The sequence below is a fragment of the Micromonospora sp. DT68 genome, from assembly GCF_049847245.1.
Classification (GTDB): Bacteria; Actinomycetota; Actinomycetes; order Mycobacteriales; family Micromonosporaceae; genus Micromonospora; species Micromonospora profundi.
Window position 1 is genome coordinate 411,958 of record NZ_JBNCNZ010000005.1, and the last position, 13,466, is coordinate 425,423.

General features: G+C 71.6%; 14 protein-coding genes and 1 tRNA gene. 12 read left to right on the forward strand and 3 right to left on the reverse strand.

Going from position 1 to position 13,466, the window contains the following annotated elements:
• Positions 1 to 3: 3 nt before the first annotated feature.
• From ACPXB1_RS12560 to ACPXB1_RS12580, 5 genes are read left to right on the forward strand one after another with little or no spacing between them, the layout of a single operon-like run.
• Positions 4 to 870, forward strand: coding sequence for an XdhC family protein (locus ACPXB1_RS12560; protein ID WP_425735269.1), 867 nt, complete (start codon positions 4 to 6; stop codon positions 868 to 870).
• 3 nt (positions 871 to 873) lie between these two features.
• Positions 874 to 1,449, forward strand: coding sequence for a nucleotidyltransferase family protein (locus tag ACPXB1_RS12565; protein ID WP_355588768.1), 576 nt, complete (start codon positions 874 to 876; stop codon positions 1,447 to 1,449).
• Positions 1,446 to 2,315, forward strand: coding sequence for an AAA family ATPase (locus ACPXB1_RS12570; protein ID WP_425735270.1), 870 nt, complete (start codon positions 1,446 to 1,448; stop codon positions 2,313 to 2,315). The genes ACPXB1_RS12565 and ACPXB1_RS12570 overlap by 4 nt, the downstream gene beginning before the upstream one ends.
• Entirely contained in the window at positions 2,312 to 3,361 is a 1,050-nt protein-coding gene (locus ACPXB1_RS12575) for an SRPBCC domain-containing protein (RefSeq protein ID WP_425735271.1), read from the forward strand. Before ACPXB1_RS12570 ends, ACPXB1_RS12575 begins: the two co-directional genes overlap by 4 nt.
• Positions 3,358 to 4,596 carry a vWA domain-containing protein gene (locus ACPXB1_RS12580; protein WP_425735272.1) on the forward strand — a complete coding sequence of 413 codons (1,239 nt, stop codon included), beginning with the start codon at positions 3,358 to 3,360 and terminating at the stop codon, positions 4,594 to 4,596. Before ACPXB1_RS12575 ends, ACPXB1_RS12580 begins: the two co-directional genes overlap by 4 nt.
• Here the strand turns inward: ACPXB1_RS12580 and ACPXB1_RS12585 are convergent.
• On the reverse strand, positions 4,521 to 5,477 hold the full coding sequence (locus tag ACPXB1_RS12585) for a LysR family transcriptional regulator (RefSeq protein WP_355630030.1): 957 nt from the start codon (positions 5,475 to 5,477) through the stop codon (positions 4,521 to 4,523). The genes ACPXB1_RS12580 and ACPXB1_RS12585 overlap by 76 nt on opposite strands.
• 158 nt (positions 5,478 to 5,635) lie before the next feature.
• Positions 5,636 to 6,100 carry a MarR family transcriptional regulator gene (locus tag ACPXB1_RS12590; RefSeq protein ID WP_425735273.1) on the reverse strand — a complete coding sequence of 155 codons (465 nt, stop codon included), beginning with the start codon at positions 6,098 to 6,100 and terminating at the stop codon, positions 5,636 to 5,638.
• A gap of 116 nt (positions 6,101 to 6,216) precedes the next feature.
• On the opposite strand from ACPXB1_RS12590, the gene ACPXB1_RS12595 reads away from it, so the two are divergent.
• From ACPXB1_RS12595 to ACPXB1_RS12605, 3 genes are all read left to right on the forward strand, one after another.
• Positions 6,217 to 6,714, forward strand: coding sequence for a YcxB family protein (locus ACPXB1_RS12595; protein ID WP_355630025.1), 498 nt, complete (start codon positions 6,217 to 6,219; stop codon positions 6,712 to 6,714).
• 261 nt (positions 6,715 to 6,975) lie between these two features.
• Positions 6,976 to 7,038, forward strand: a tRNA-OTHER gene (locus ACPXB1_RS12600).
• Between the two features lie 543 nt (positions 7,039 to 7,581).
• The gene (locus ACPXB1_RS12605) at positions 7,582 to 9,105 is read left to right on the forward strand and encodes a TROVE domain-containing protein (RefSeq protein ID WP_425735274.1); all 1,524 of its coding nucleotides are present in this window, start codon (positions 7,582 to 7,584) and stop codon (positions 9,103 to 9,105) included.
• A 61-nt stretch (positions 9,106 to 9,166) separates the two neighbouring features.
• Here ACPXB1_RS12605 and ACPXB1_RS12610 read toward each other — a convergent pair whose 3' ends face one another.
• Positions 9,167 to 9,919, reverse strand: a complete 753-nt coding sequence (locus tag ACPXB1_RS12610) for a glyoxalase (protein WP_355588757.1) — start codon at positions 9,917 to 9,919, stop codon at positions 9,167 to 9,169.
• A 165-nt stretch (positions 9,920 to 10,084) separates the two neighbouring features.
• On the opposite strand from ACPXB1_RS12610, the gene ACPXB1_RS12615 reads away from it, so the two are divergent.
• From ACPXB1_RS12615 to ACPXB1_RS12630, 4 genes are read left to right on the forward strand one after another with little or no spacing between them, the layout of a single operon-like run.
• Positions 10,085 to 11,014 carry a hypothetical protein gene (locus ACPXB1_RS12615; protein WP_355588755.1) on the forward strand — a complete coding sequence of 310 codons (930 nt, stop codon included), beginning with the start codon at positions 10,085 to 10,087 and terminating at the stop codon, positions 11,012 to 11,014.
• Positions 11,011 to 11,457 (forward strand): ABA4-like family protein, encoded by a 447-nt coding sequence (locus tag ACPXB1_RS12620; RefSeq protein WP_355588753.1) that lies wholly within the window; start codon positions 11,011 to 11,013, stop codon positions 11,455 to 11,457. Before ACPXB1_RS12615 ends, ACPXB1_RS12620 begins: the two co-directional genes overlap by 4 nt.
• Before the next feature lie 4 nt (positions 11,458 to 11,461).
• On the forward strand, positions 11,462 to 12,760 hold the full coding sequence (locus ACPXB1_RS12625) for a sensor histidine kinase (RefSeq protein WP_425735275.1): 1,299 nt from the start codon (positions 11,462 to 11,464) through the stop codon (positions 12,758 to 12,760).
• On the forward strand, positions 12,757 to 13,383 hold the full coding sequence (locus ACPXB1_RS12630) for a response regulator transcription factor (protein WP_355588749.1): 627 nt from the start codon (positions 12,757 to 12,759) through the stop codon (positions 13,381 to 13,383). The genes ACPXB1_RS12625 and ACPXB1_RS12630 overlap by 4 nt, the downstream gene beginning before the upstream one ends.
• The last annotated feature ends 83 nt before the right edge of the window (positions 13,384 to 13,466 follow it).

Below are 13,466 nucleotides of genomic sequence, written 5' to 3' on the forward strand. Positions count from 1 at the left end.
ACGATGACCACCATCGCGGAGCGCGCCCAGGAACTGACAGTCACCCGGGAGCCGTTCGTACACGCCACAGTGGTCCGCGCGCAGGAGCCGACGTCGGCCCGGCCGGGTGACGCCGCGGTGATCCGGTCGGACGGCTCGATCGAAGGCTTCGTGGGCGGGGTGTGCGCCGAGGGCTCGGTGCGGGCGGCCGCCCTGGACGCGCTGCGCGACGGCACCGCCCTGCTGCTGCGGGTGCTGCCGGAGGACGCGGCACCGTTTCCCGAGGCGCCGGGGGCGCGGGTGGTGGTCAACCCGTGCCACTCCGGCGGCGCGATCGAGATCTTCCTCCAGCCGAGGCTGCCCGCGCCGGCCCTGCGTGTGGTCGGTGCCACGCCGATCAGTGACGCGGTGGCGACCCTCGCCCGGTTCCTCGACTTCGACGTCGTGACCTCCGAGGACTACGCCGGCTGCACGGCGGTCGTGGTGGCCGGGCTGGGCAGAGGCGAGCAGGAGGCCATCCGGGCGGCGCTCGACGCGGGCGTGGGGTTCGTGGCGCTTGTCGCCAGCCACAAGCGCGGCGCTGCCGTGCTCGACGAGCTGGGGTTGACCGACGCCGAACGCGCCCTCGTCCACTCGCCTGCCGGCCTCGACATCGGCGCGCGTACGCCGCAGGAGATCGCACTGTCCATCCTGTCCGAGGTGGTCCGGGCCATCCGGGTGGACGGTCTGCGCCCGGCCGCGGGCGCTGTTGTCACCAGGCCCGAGCAGTCCGTCGACCCGGTGTGCGGGATGACGGTGCTGATCGGGCCGGACACCCCGCACGCCCGCGTCGACGGGCAGGACGTCTGGTTCTGCTGCGCCGGCTGCCTCGCTACCTACACGGCGGCATAACCCGTGTTCCTGACCGGCCTGGTGCTCGCCGCAGGGGCATCGGTGCGGCTCGGCGAGGCGAAGCAACTGCTGCCGTACCGGGGGCGAACACTGCTCGACGCCACCCTCGACCTGGCCCGCTCGTGCGGCTTCGACCAGTTGCTCGTCACCCTCGGCGGCGCGGCGGGCGACGTGCGCGACCGGGTGGACCTGACCGGCTGCCAGATCGTCGAGAACCCGGAGTTCAGCAGCGGCTGCGGGTCCTCGGTAAGCACCGCCGCACGGGCGGTCGACCCGCGCGCCGACGCGCTCGTGCTGCTCCTCGGCGACCAGCCCGGCGTCCGCGCCGCCGACGTCCGCCGGGTCGCCACGGCCGCCACCCCGCTGGCCGTCTGCCGGTACGTCGACGGGTTGGGCCATCCGTTCCGCTTCGGCCGCGAGGTCATTCCCGAGCTGTACGACCTGCACGGCGACAAAGCCGTGTGGAAGCTGCTGCACTCCGGCCGCCACCCGGTGACCGAGGTGCCCGTCGACGGGCCGGTGCCGATCGACGTGGACACCCGCGCTGACTACGAGCGTCTGCTGGCGGGCGAGGCATGAAGGACGCGCTGACCGTCCGGCACCGCCTCGACGCCGTCGACTACCTGGTCGACGACGGCATGGCGATGGCCCTGTTCCTGGCGTTGCGGCTCGGCCGGCCGCTGCTGCTGGAGGGCGAGCCGGGCGTCGGCAAGACCGCCGCCGCGAAGGCGCTGGCCAGGGCGTTGGAGACGCCGCTGATCCGGTTGCAGTGCTACGAGGGGTTGACCGCCGGTGAGGCGCTCTACGAGTGGAACTACCAGCGACAACTGCTGGCGATCCGGCTCGCCGAGGCACAGCACGCCCGACTCACCGACGCGGACCTGTTCAGCGCCGAATACCTCCAGGAACGGCCGATCCTGCGGGCCGTACGCCACCGGGGGCCGGTCCCTCCGGTGCTGCTGATCGACGAAATCGACCGCGCCGACGACGAGTTCGAGGCGCTGCTGTTCGAGTTCCTGGGCGAGGCAGGCATCACCATCCCCGAACTCGGTACGTTCACCGCGCGCACGCCGCCGGTCGTGGTGCTCACCTCCAACCGCAGCCGGGAGCTGCACGACGCGCTGCGCCGCCGCTGCCTCTACCACTGGATCGACTTCCCCGAACCGGCACGCGCCGTGGAGATCGTCCGCCGGGCCGTACCGGGTGCCGGCGAACCACTGATCCGTGCGGCAGTGCAGTTCGTCGGCGACGTACGCGGCCGGGAGTTGGAGAAGGCGCCCGGGATGGCCGAGGCCATCGACTGGGTGGCCGCGCTGTCCGTGCTCGGTGCCGCCGACCTGGCCGCCGACAACGTCGCGCACACCATCGGCACCATCGCCAAGACCCCCGACGACCGCGCAGTGGTCGCCGCCGCGCTCGGCGCCTACCAGGAGAGTCAACCATGAAGATCACCAACGAGTTCACTGTCGCCGTTCCGATCGACAGGGCGTGGGCGGTGCTCACCGACCTGGCGGGGATCGCGCCCTGCCTGCCGGGCGCGCAGTTGACAGGCGTCGACGGGGACGTCTATCGGGGCAAGGTGAAGGTCAAGGTAGGGCCTGTCATCTCGGAGTTCGCGGGCACCGCACAGTTCGTCGAGAAGGACAGCGCCGCGTACCGCGGGGTGATCGACGCCAAGGGCCGCGACGCCCGGTCGACCGGGAACGCGTCCGCGCTGGTCACCGCCCGACTCCGGCCCGACGGCGACCGTACGGTGGTGAGCGTCGACACCGACCTGAAGATCTCGGGGAAGCTGGCCCAGTTCGGCAGCGGCATGATCAAGGAGGTGTCGGGCAAGCTGCTGGCCCAGTTCGTCGCCAACCTGGAGGCGAAGCTGGCGGCCGAGCAGACGACGCCGTCCGCCGCAGCGGTACCGGCAGCCGCGGGCGTGCCGACCGTCGCAGCGCCGCAGACCGTCGCAGACGTGCGGGGAGCCGGAGGCGACGCCGCAGCCGTACCGGCGGCGCGAAGCGGGGACGATCCCGCCGCGTCCGCTCTCGTCGCGTCGGAGGCACCCGAACTGTCCCCGGCCGCGTCCGCCACTGCGGTCGACACCACCCCCGCCACGGCCGCCGTCGCGCCCTCCCCGGTCGACCCGTCCCCGATCGCGCCGTCGCCGATCGAGCCGACAGCGATCACCGCGTCCCCGATCACCGCGTCCCCGATCACCGAGGCTCCTGCCGAGCCGTCGCCGCTCGCCGAACCGTCGGCCGGCGAGCCGTCCCCCGCCGACCCGTCGACGGACGAGCGGTCTGTCATGGGGCACCCCACCGCCGGGCCAGCCCAGGGCGGGCCGCCGGCTGTCGACGGGGGCACCGCGCCGGCTGCCGAACCGGAGGCGCTCGACCTGCTCAGCCTCGCGGGTGGATCCATCACCAAGCGACTCGTACCCGCTGTCGTCGGTCTCGTCGCTGTCGGCGCGGTGATCGCCTGGATCGTCGCGCGGCGGTGAGTCCAGGCCTGCTGCGCGGAGTCGACAGGGCCGCGTTCGCCGTTGCGTTCGCGGGCCGGCTGCGGCACGCCGGCGTCGCGGCAGGGCTCACCGAGATCGACGACTTCGTTCGGGCTCTCGACGCCAGCCCACCCGGGGACATGTCCACGCTCTACTGGACCGCCAGGGTCAGCCTGGTCCGGCGGCACGCGGACCTCGCGGCGTTCGACAGCGTCTTCGCGGCGGTCTTCGAGGACGCGCCGCCGCTGCCGCCGCCGGACCGGTCCGCGTCGCCGGCGGGAGACCGCGACGACGTCCACGTGCCGGTGCCGACCGCCACCGCCGACGACGGGCCCGGTGGTGGCCTGCCGTGGGCGACGCTGCCGCCGGCCGTCGCCCACACGCCGGAGTCGGACACCGCGCTGCGGCTGCCCGAGCGGCGGCCCAGTGCCCTCGCCGGGCTCGCCGAGAGGCCGTTCGACGAATTGGACGCCACGCAGGTCACGATGCTCGGTGAGGCGCTGCGCGAAGCCATCCTCGACTGGCCGACCCGGCGCACGAGACGGCACGCCGTCAGCGCGGCAGGGGGGCGCATCGCGCTACGGGCCACCATCAATCGGGCACGCCGCACCGGGTGGGAGCCAGTCGATGTCGTCCGGGAACGGGCGGTACGGCGACCCCGTCGGGTAGTGCTGCTCTGCGACGTCAGCGAGTCGATGCGGGCGCAGGCCACCGCGTACCTGCATCTGATGCGGGCGTTCGCTGTGGTCGCCGAGGCGGAGGTGTTCGCGTTCGCGACGACGCTGACCCGGCTCACTGTGGTGCTGCGGCACCGCTCGGCGGCCGAGGCGGTCGCGCAGGCAAGCGCTGCCGTGACCGACCGGTACGGCGGCACCCGTATCGCCACGAACCTGCGCGCAGTGCTCACCAGCCAACGGGCGGACGTCGTTCGCGGGGCCGTTGTGGTGATCGGTTCGGACGGCTGGGACAGCGACCCGCCCGACGAACTCGCCGCCGTGATGGCCCGGCTGCGCCGCCGCGCGTACCGGATCGTCTGGTTGAATCCGCGGGCCGGCGCCCCCGGGTTCGCCCCCCGGACGGCGGGAATGGCCGCCGCGCTGCCCTACTGCGATCGGATGCTGCCGGCCGGGACGTTCCAGGACCTGCTGGCCGCCGCCGGTCAGCTCCAGAGCGTGACGTGCACCGACGGCTTGAAATGGCCCACGCTGACGCCCGCGCCGCGCATCATCGCCTGAATCGCCCGAGGTGTCGACGAGAACCGCGACAGTTCGGCGGCGGCCGACATCGGACCGGGGCTGGTGAGCACCTGCGAGTACCACACCGCCTCGACCGTCGCGTGCGACCCCATCACCAGGTTGAGCTGACCGTCGCGCACGTCCGGTGCGACGGTGAAGGCGAGCGCCGGTGCGACGCCCCTGCCCCGTTTGGCCTCCCCCAGCGCCGCAGCGTGACTCTGGAAGATCTGCTGCCGATCGTCGGGCACGGCCAGCCGGCGCAGCAGCGCCGGAACCGCGCCCAGATCGGTGGCCGCCGACGGGCCGAGCAGCCAGGTCTGCTCCCGCAACTGCCCGGGGGACGCCGACGCACCGGCCAGCGGATGATCCGGGCCGACGACAAGCACCAGCCGGTAGTTCATCACCGGCCGGCAGGTGATTGCCTCGTCGACGACGAGCGGCCGTGGCCCGACAGCGATGTCCGCGGCACGAGTAAGCAACAGTGACTCGAACGTGCCCGGGTCGCGCACGCTCAACTCGACGTCGAGGTCGGCGGCCCGTTTCGCGAACAGCTCGATGAGCCCCGGCGCGGCGAACTCGGCGAACAGGTTGGACGCCGCCACCCGCAGCAGCCGACGGCCGCGTTTCGCGGCGCTCACCTCGAGCATGGTGCGGTCCTGAAGGCCCAGCAGCTCCGCAGCGCGGCTGGCCAGCCGGAGCCCGCCCGGGGTGAACGCGAGCCCCGCCGCCGTCTTGGTGAACAGCTTGTCGCCGAACTCCTTGCGCAACTGCGCGACGTGCAGGGAGACGGCCGACTCGGAGACCTCCAACTCGGCGGCGGCCTGCTTGACGGACCCCAGCCGGACCACGGCGACGTACGCGCGCAGTTGCGTCGGGGTCATCGGCGCACCCACCTCCCCGCCATGCGTGGTTCGGCTCTCCGTCGAGACGAACCACGATCATGCCCGCTGAGGCGTCCGACCGCCACCCTGCGTCACCGGGCCGTCGTAACGTCCGTGCCCGGCGACAGGGTGACACCGGCAGCGGCGGTTGGAGGTCACTACACCGTGCCGCCGGTGTTCCGGATCATCTGTCGGAGCACCTTGAGGGTCGTAACGTAGTCCGCGTCATCGATGCCCTCGTGGATGCGGGCCCGGACGGCCGGCGCGTGCTGCGCGAGGGTGACGCGAGCCTCTTCCCCCGCTTCGGTGATCCGCAGCCTTCCCTCGTCGTCACGGACCAGCCACCCGCGCTCCAGCAGAACCTCCGCTTCGGCGTCCAGATCGTCTTCGGCCCGGAGATACGAGCTCATCTCCCGGCGGAGTTCGGTGACGGTCATCCCGCCGCCCTGCGGCAGAAGGTCGTTCGCGGAGAGGTTGCGCAGCAGCCAGAACTGGGGCTGCGTGAAGCCGTGCTCGGCGTGCCGGGCACGGGTGAAGGCGATGAGAGCTTCGTAGGCGACGCCTGTCCAGTAGGCGGCAGGTTGGCGCGCGAGCTCGACGTCGGACAACTGCTGCATCGTCATGAGATGCGCCTCCCCCGGTGATCGGTCACGACGAACGTAGAACCTCAACCAGGGTTCAGCTCAAGCGCATGGCGGCGGGGTGCGGCCCCGGGGCGGGTGGGCACTATCGTTCTGGCGTGCACATTCGTTTCGACGTCCCAGCCGATCCCGCGTACCCGGGCCGCGTGGCCGCTGCGCTGAGCAGTGTCCGGCTGCGCCGGTTCAGCTATATCGGCGCAGTGCTGGTGGCGGTCGGGGTGATCGCTTTCGTCGTCTCGCGGGGCTTCGCCGGGGGCGACCGGTTCTCGTCGCTGTACCTGACGCTTGTCGTGGCTGGCGTGCTGTCGATGCTGTACGCGCCATGGGTCCGATGGCGCGCCCGACGCCGCTCCGGTGGCTACGCCGTCGAGGGCGCCTACGACATCACCGACGACAACATCATGATGCGTAGTGGCTCGGAGTCCGGCGGCATCGCCTGGGACGGTGTCGCCAAGGTGACGGACACCCCGGAGTTCTGGATCGTGTACGTCGACAGGATGCCGGCGACGGTGATCCCCCGCCGCCTGATGACCGCCGAGGACGACGAAACGCTGCGAGCGTTCATTACCGACCGTGGGCTGCTCCAGCCCCGCTGAGACGCCGAGCGGCCTCAGCGAGGGGTACGACGTCGACGAAGCGCCCACACTCCCCCGACGATCGCCACCGCCGTCGGGAGGAGGCAGCAGAGGGACAGCAGGATCAGATGCCACGGCTTGATTGCTCCCATGGCCGTGAGAGTAGGCGTCCCCGCCAATCGCGGCTGACCCGGTGGAGGCTCAGCGGCTCAGGGGTTCGCGGGCGCTCCGAATCGGCTTGCCCGCGCAGGGCTGTCGGTCTAGCGTCGTGGGGCACCTCCCGGTGCGCAGGCAACGGCTACTTCCTCTTCAAAAGGGGAGACGTGGGTTCGAATCCCACCGCCACTTCGGTGGTGTCGACCAGCGGCCCAGGTCACCTTGGCCCGCAAGGGCCGGTCGCCGTCGCCGCTTCGATCTCGGGATGTGCGCCCACGCCGCACGGCCGGTGCGACGGGCACGGCTACTTCATGGTCAAGGCCCGATTAGGGCCTGCGGTTCGAGCCCGCTAAAACCGTGTCCACCCTTTGATCTCGGCCGTGCGGCGTGACCACCTTCCTCAATCACAAGATCGCAAACTCCGTTGCCCGGCCGTCACCGCCACCGCTACGGTCGTGACCGCACCTCCCGGTGCGCAGGCAACTGTCACTTCCGAAGGGGTCCAAGCCCCGGCACAGCAGTGACTGGCCTCGATTTCGGGGAGCGCGACCACACCACACACCCGGTGCGCAGGCAACGGTTACTTCGGGATCCGCAGATGGGGGTTCGAATCCCCCGACACCTTCGGGTGGATGGTTCAACGGACAGAACGGCGGACTAGTCCGTGGCCGACTCTGATCTCGGGTGTGTGGTGCGGTGGCGCCTCCCCGGCCGACTGACGTGGGGGACGTCATGGCCAAGTTCAACCTCAAACCGCGCCGCCTCCGGCCGGTGACCGCCGAGGGTACGCCCGCGTTCACCCGTGAGCCGCGCCTCGAACTGTTCCTACTCGGTGTGTCGAACATGGTCGGCGAGGACACCTTCTACGAGGGCGCCACCGATCGGGACGCCCGTTTCCGGAACCTCGTCGCCACCGTCGCCGTCGCCGATCCCGACTGGTTCGCCCGCTTCGTACCGTGGCTGCGGACCGGCGCGATGATGCGCTCGGCGTCCGTGGTGGCGGCCCTGGAGGGCGCCCGCGCCCAGGTCGCCGCAGGTGTGCCGGGTTCGCGGGCGGTCGTGGACGCCGCGTTGCAGCGTGCGGACGAGCCGGGCGAGGCTCTGGCGTACTGGCTGGCCCGCCACGGACGGGCCCTGCCCAAGCCGGTGAAGCGGGGCATTGCCGACGCGGCGGTGCGGCTGTACACCGAGCGGAGCCTGCTCAAGTACGACTCCGTCGGAAACCCGGTGCGGTTCGGTGACGTCATCGACCTGACCCACCCCACAGCGAAGGACGAGCGGCAGGGCGACCTGTTCCGGCACGCGCTGGACCGCCGGCACGGGCGGGACAACCCGCTGCCGGCGTCCCTCGCGATGCTGGCGGCGCGGCACGCGCTCATGGCGCTGCCGGTCGAGCAGCGCAGGGAGGTCACCGATCCGACGGTGCTGGGCGCGGCCGGTATGACGTGGGAGGCTCTGGCCGGGTGGCGACAGAGCGCGCTGGACGACGCGGCGTGGGAGTCGATCATCCCGAACATGGGCTACCTGGCCCTGCTGCGTAACCTGCGCAACTTCGACCAGGCCGGCGTCAGTGACGCGGTCGCGCAGACGGTGGCGGCCAGGCTCGCCGACCCGGGCCAGGTCGCCGGCTCACGGGTGCTGCCGATGCGTTTCCTGTCGGCGTTCAACGCCGCGCCGAGCCTGCGGTGGGCGTACCCGCTGGAGACCGCGTTGCAGCACGCCCTGGTGAACGTGCCGGCCCTGGACGGACGGACCCTGGTCCTCATCGACACGTCCGGTTCGATGCAGAGTCCGTTCAGCAAGGACGGCACGCTGCGCTTCTGGGACGCCGCCACGGTGTTCGGCCTCGCGCTGGCCACACGGGCGCAGGCTGCCACTGTGGTGTCGTTCTCCAATGCCAGCCGGGTGTTCCCGTCGGTGGCGGGTGAGTCGGTGCTGGCGGCGGTGCGCCGGTTCAAGGACGACGGCTACTTCTACGGCATGGGGACGGAGACCGAGAAGGCGGTACGGGAGCACTACGACCGGCACGACCGGGTGGTCGTCCTCACCGACGAGCAGGCTCACTGGCACGGCAGGGCGGACGTCGCGGCGGCGGTGCCCGCACAGGTGCCCGTGTACACGTGGAACCTGGCCGGATACCGGGCCGGGCACACGCCGACCGTCGACAACCGGCACACCTTCGGAGGCCTGTCCGACGCCGCGTTCGCGATGATCCCGCTCATCGAGGCCGGGTCCCGCGACCAGTGGCCCTTCTGACCGGCGGGGTGCCGATACCCCGCCGGTCAGGCCGCTGGTCACGGCCTCCGGTCGTCGGGCATCAGGTCGCCTCGGGCCGCCACCACGGTTCGAGCAGGGCCGGGTCGGCGACGTAGCTCCTGACCTGCGTACGCTCTGGCTCGGTCAACGTGAGCTCGCGCAGCCGGGCTCCCCATTCGGGCACCCGGTCGGTCTTGCCCAGCGCGACTGACAGTTCGATCAGCCCGGCGAGCGCCTTCGCCTGCTCGACCACCGGGGCGTCCTCGGCACGCCGTCGCATCCCCGAGTCCAGCGCCCGGTAGGCCGCCCGATCGTCCATCTTGAACTCGCGCAGGATCCGCGCGTTGTCGAGCACCCGAGTCAGCCCTTGCAACTCCTTCGACCCGCCGTACTCCAGATCCTGCGGCTCGTCGCGCTGGATGAAGACGATGGAGTTTCCCGACGGGTCGAAGATGGTGAACCGCGACGCGCCGGAACGGTAGCGGGTCATCCGGGGCAGACCCTTGACCAGCACCTTGCCGTACGTGCGGCGCATCGCCTCGGTGAACGCCGCGTGGTACGGCGCGACCGCGTCCACCATCACGAGGCAGCCGCCGGTGGTCTCCTTCGTCGGGTCCAGGTTCTTCGGCGCGGAGCCGTAGCTCAGTTGGAACCCACTCCACGCGAACGCCAGGTACACGTACGGTCTGGTCTGCTCGTAGGTCACGTCGAACCCGAGTGCGCGCCAGAACGTCAGGGTCTCCTCGGGCGACACACAGTGCAGCAGCGGAACGGTGGTCTCGTTGGGTTGGACGCGGTCCTCGTCGGTCGTCATGCCACTTCCGATCCCGTAGACAGGCCGGCCATTGTGCCAGCATCGACGAGGTGTCGCGTGCCTTTCCGTCTCCTACCCGGGGAGGAGACGGCGCTCCGACCGCCGGTCGCAGCCGGGGCTCCCGGTCGGACGCGGGCGATCCGCCCAGCCAGCAGTCTTACAGGCATGAGATTCGAACTTCGCCGGGCGGCACACTGGCACCGCCCACTCATGTTCCTCGTCGCCGCGATGGCGGTGATCGCCGTCGCCTGCGTGGTCGGCATCGTCGTCGACTCGCGGGTCCTCACCGGCTCGCCGATCTGGCTCAAGCCGTTCAAGTTCGCGGTGTCCTTCGTGCTGTACGGGACGACGCTGGCCTGGATGCTCTCCCTGCTGCCGCGCCGGATCCGGGCCGCGGAGTGGGCGGCCACGGTCATCGTCGCGATGGCGGTGGTCGAGTTGGCACTGATGGTCGTGCAGGTGGCACGGGGTACGACAAGCCACTTCAACGGCACCACCCCGTTGAACGGAATCATCTTCGCGGCGATGGGCGCGTCGATCACGATCCTGTTCCTCGCACACCTCGTCATCGGGATCGTGGTGCTGATACAGCGCATTCCGGACCGGGTCGCCGCGACCGCCGTCGCCTGGGGGCTCGGCCTGTCGCTGCTGGGCATGCTGTTGGCGGTGCCGATGATGCTACCCACCCAGAACCCCGGGATCGAGGGAATCAGCGGGGCGCACAGTGTGGGCGTAACTGACGGCGAGGCGGGTCTGCCGATGGTCGGCTGGAGCACCATCGGAGGCGACCTGCGGATCGGGCACTTCGTGGGCCTGCACGCCCTGCAGGCGCTGCCGATCCTGGCCATCCTGTTGAACCGGTTCGCGACGCGGCTGGACGAACGGACCCGTGCCCGGCTGCTGGTCGTCGCGGGCGCGGCGTTCGGCGTACTCACGTTGTTGTTGACCTGGCAGGCCCTGCGCGGACAGCCGCTGCTGCGCCCGGACGCCCTCACGCTGGTCGCCGTGGCCGCCCTGGCGGTCGCGACCGCTACCGCCGCCGGCCGGGTGCTGGCGCGCGGACGCCGCCACCCGGATCTGGCGTTGGCCGCATGACCGCGACGCTGTTCACACTGACGTTCGCGGTGGCCGCGCCGTTCTGGGCGCTGATGATCCTGTTGCCGCGCTGGTCGTGGACCGCCCGGATCATCGGCTCGCCGCTGATCGTGCTGCCGGTCGTGATGATCTACGGGCTGCTGGTGGTCCCGGCGCTCGGGGAGGTGCTGCCGGCGGTGGCAGCACCGTCCCTGGACGAGATGCGCGACCTGCTGGGCACCTCCGACGGCGCGGCGGCCGGCTGGGCACACATGATCGCGTTCGATCTGTTCGTGGGTCGCTGGGCGTGGCTGGACAGTCGGGAACGGGAGGTGCCGGCGCTGGTCATGGCTCCGGTGCTGGTGCTGACCATCCTGCTCGGACCGCTCGGTCTGGCCGCCTACCTGGGCGTGCGGACCCGCTGGCCGGCGCCCGCTCGTGCCGCCGCACCCGCAGTAGGCTGATCCGGTGACGTGGGAGCGGCGACTGTTCGACGCGCGGGAGACTCTCGTGCGGATGGTGCTACTCAACCTCAGCGGGCTGGGCTACCTGGTCTTCGGCACGCAGGGCAGCCACCCACCGACGGGGACGCAGTGGATCCTTGGGGTGGCCGCGTTCACGGTCGGCCTGCTGCTGCACGGTCGGCCGGTGCTCAACCTGGCGGCGCAGGCCGCGCTGCTGGCGGTCGCCTTCTGCCTGATCGACGACATCATGATCAACCAGGTGGGCGCGAGTTGGGCGCTGTTCGAGGTCGCCATGCAGGCACGTCGATCCCGCACTGTCTGGATGGCCGCCGTGGCGCTGGCCGCTGTCAACCTGACAGACTCGATCGGCGACCCGCTCGACAAGGTGGCCTCCGGCGTCGTCGGGCTGGCCCTGGAGGTCGGCGTGCCGGTGCTCCTCGGGCTTGTCATCCGCACCAACCGGGAGCTCAGCCGGCAGGCAGTGGAGCGGGCGGCGGCCGAGCAGCGCCGGCACGAGTCGGAGAGCCGGGCGGCGCGCGCCGACGAACGCAGCGCCATCGCCCGCGAACTGCACGACGTCGTCGCGCACCACGTGGCGTCGATGGTGCTGCGCATCGGCGTGGCCCGGCACGTGCTCACCGACCTGGACCCCCGGGTGGACGAGGTGTTCGACGACGTGCACGGCACGGGCGCCGCAGCCCTGTCGGAGCTGCGCCGGCTGGTCGCGGTGCTGCGCGACCCCGACGGGGTACGCGGTGACGCGGCGCTTACCGCCATCGACCCGTCGGCGCTCCCGGCGGCGCTCGGCGCGACGGTGGACCGGGCCCGTCGTGCGGGCATCACCGTGCAGGCCGACATCGACCCGGCCGTTGGCGCGCTCGACGCGGTGCGGGGCCTGGCGGTGCTGCGGCTGACCCAGGAGGCGCTCACCAACGTGGCCCGTCACGCCGGCCCGGCCGCGCTGGCGCACCTGACGGTCGCCGTCCACGACGACACCGTGCACTGGGAGGTCACCGACGATCGCCACGGCGGCGGGCGCGGGTTGGGGCCGGACAGCGCTGGGCGCGGCGGCCGGCCGCCGGTGGTGCCGGGCGGCGGCGGGCACGGCATCACCGGCATGCGGGAACGCGTCGACGTCCTCGGTGGCCGGCTGGAGGTGGGGCCGACCGAAACGGGGTGGCGGGTACGCGCAGTCCTCCCGCATGTGACCGACGCATCCGTCGCCGGGACGCGTGCCGGATCGGTGCCCCGGGACCGCGCGACGCCGAACCTGTCGCCCTCGCCAGAACCGGAGCCGGCATGATCCGCGTCCTGCTTGTCGACGACCAGCACCTCATCCGTGCGGGCCTGCGCATGCTGTGCGAAGCGCAGCCCGACATCGAGGTGGTAGGCGAGGCCGACAACGGCCGGGACGCGGTCACCCTCGCCGCGCGGCTCGTCCCCGACGTCGTCGTCATGGACCTGCGCATGCCGGGCGTCGACGGGATCACCGCGACCACCCGCATCCTCGCCGAGCGGCCCGCCGCCCGCGTACTGGTGCTGACCACGTTCGGCGACGACGACCATCTCTACCCCGCCCTCACGGCCGGCGCCTGCGGCTTCCTGCTCAAGGACGCACCCCCGACCGAACTGCTGGACGGCATCCGCCGCGCCGCCACGGGCGACAGCCCGTTCAGCCCGGAGGTGCTGCAACGCCTCGTCCAGCGCGCCGTGCACGCCCGCGCCGGGGCGCCGCGACCGGTGCACGGCCTGACAGCCCGCGAGCAGGACGTCCTCGCACTGGTCGCCGAGGGCCTCACCAACGCCGAGATCGCCGAACGGCTACACATCGGCGTCACCACTGTCAAGACCCACATCACGAGCCTCATGACCAAGACCGAAAGCCCCAATCGGGTACGCCTGGCCCTGTTCGCCAGCAGCCGCTGAGGCTCTCCGGCCGACTGATCGCCGCGCACTGATGACATGCGTCTCGTGGCGACGACGCCAGGCTCCGGGCGTACGGGCGGCGG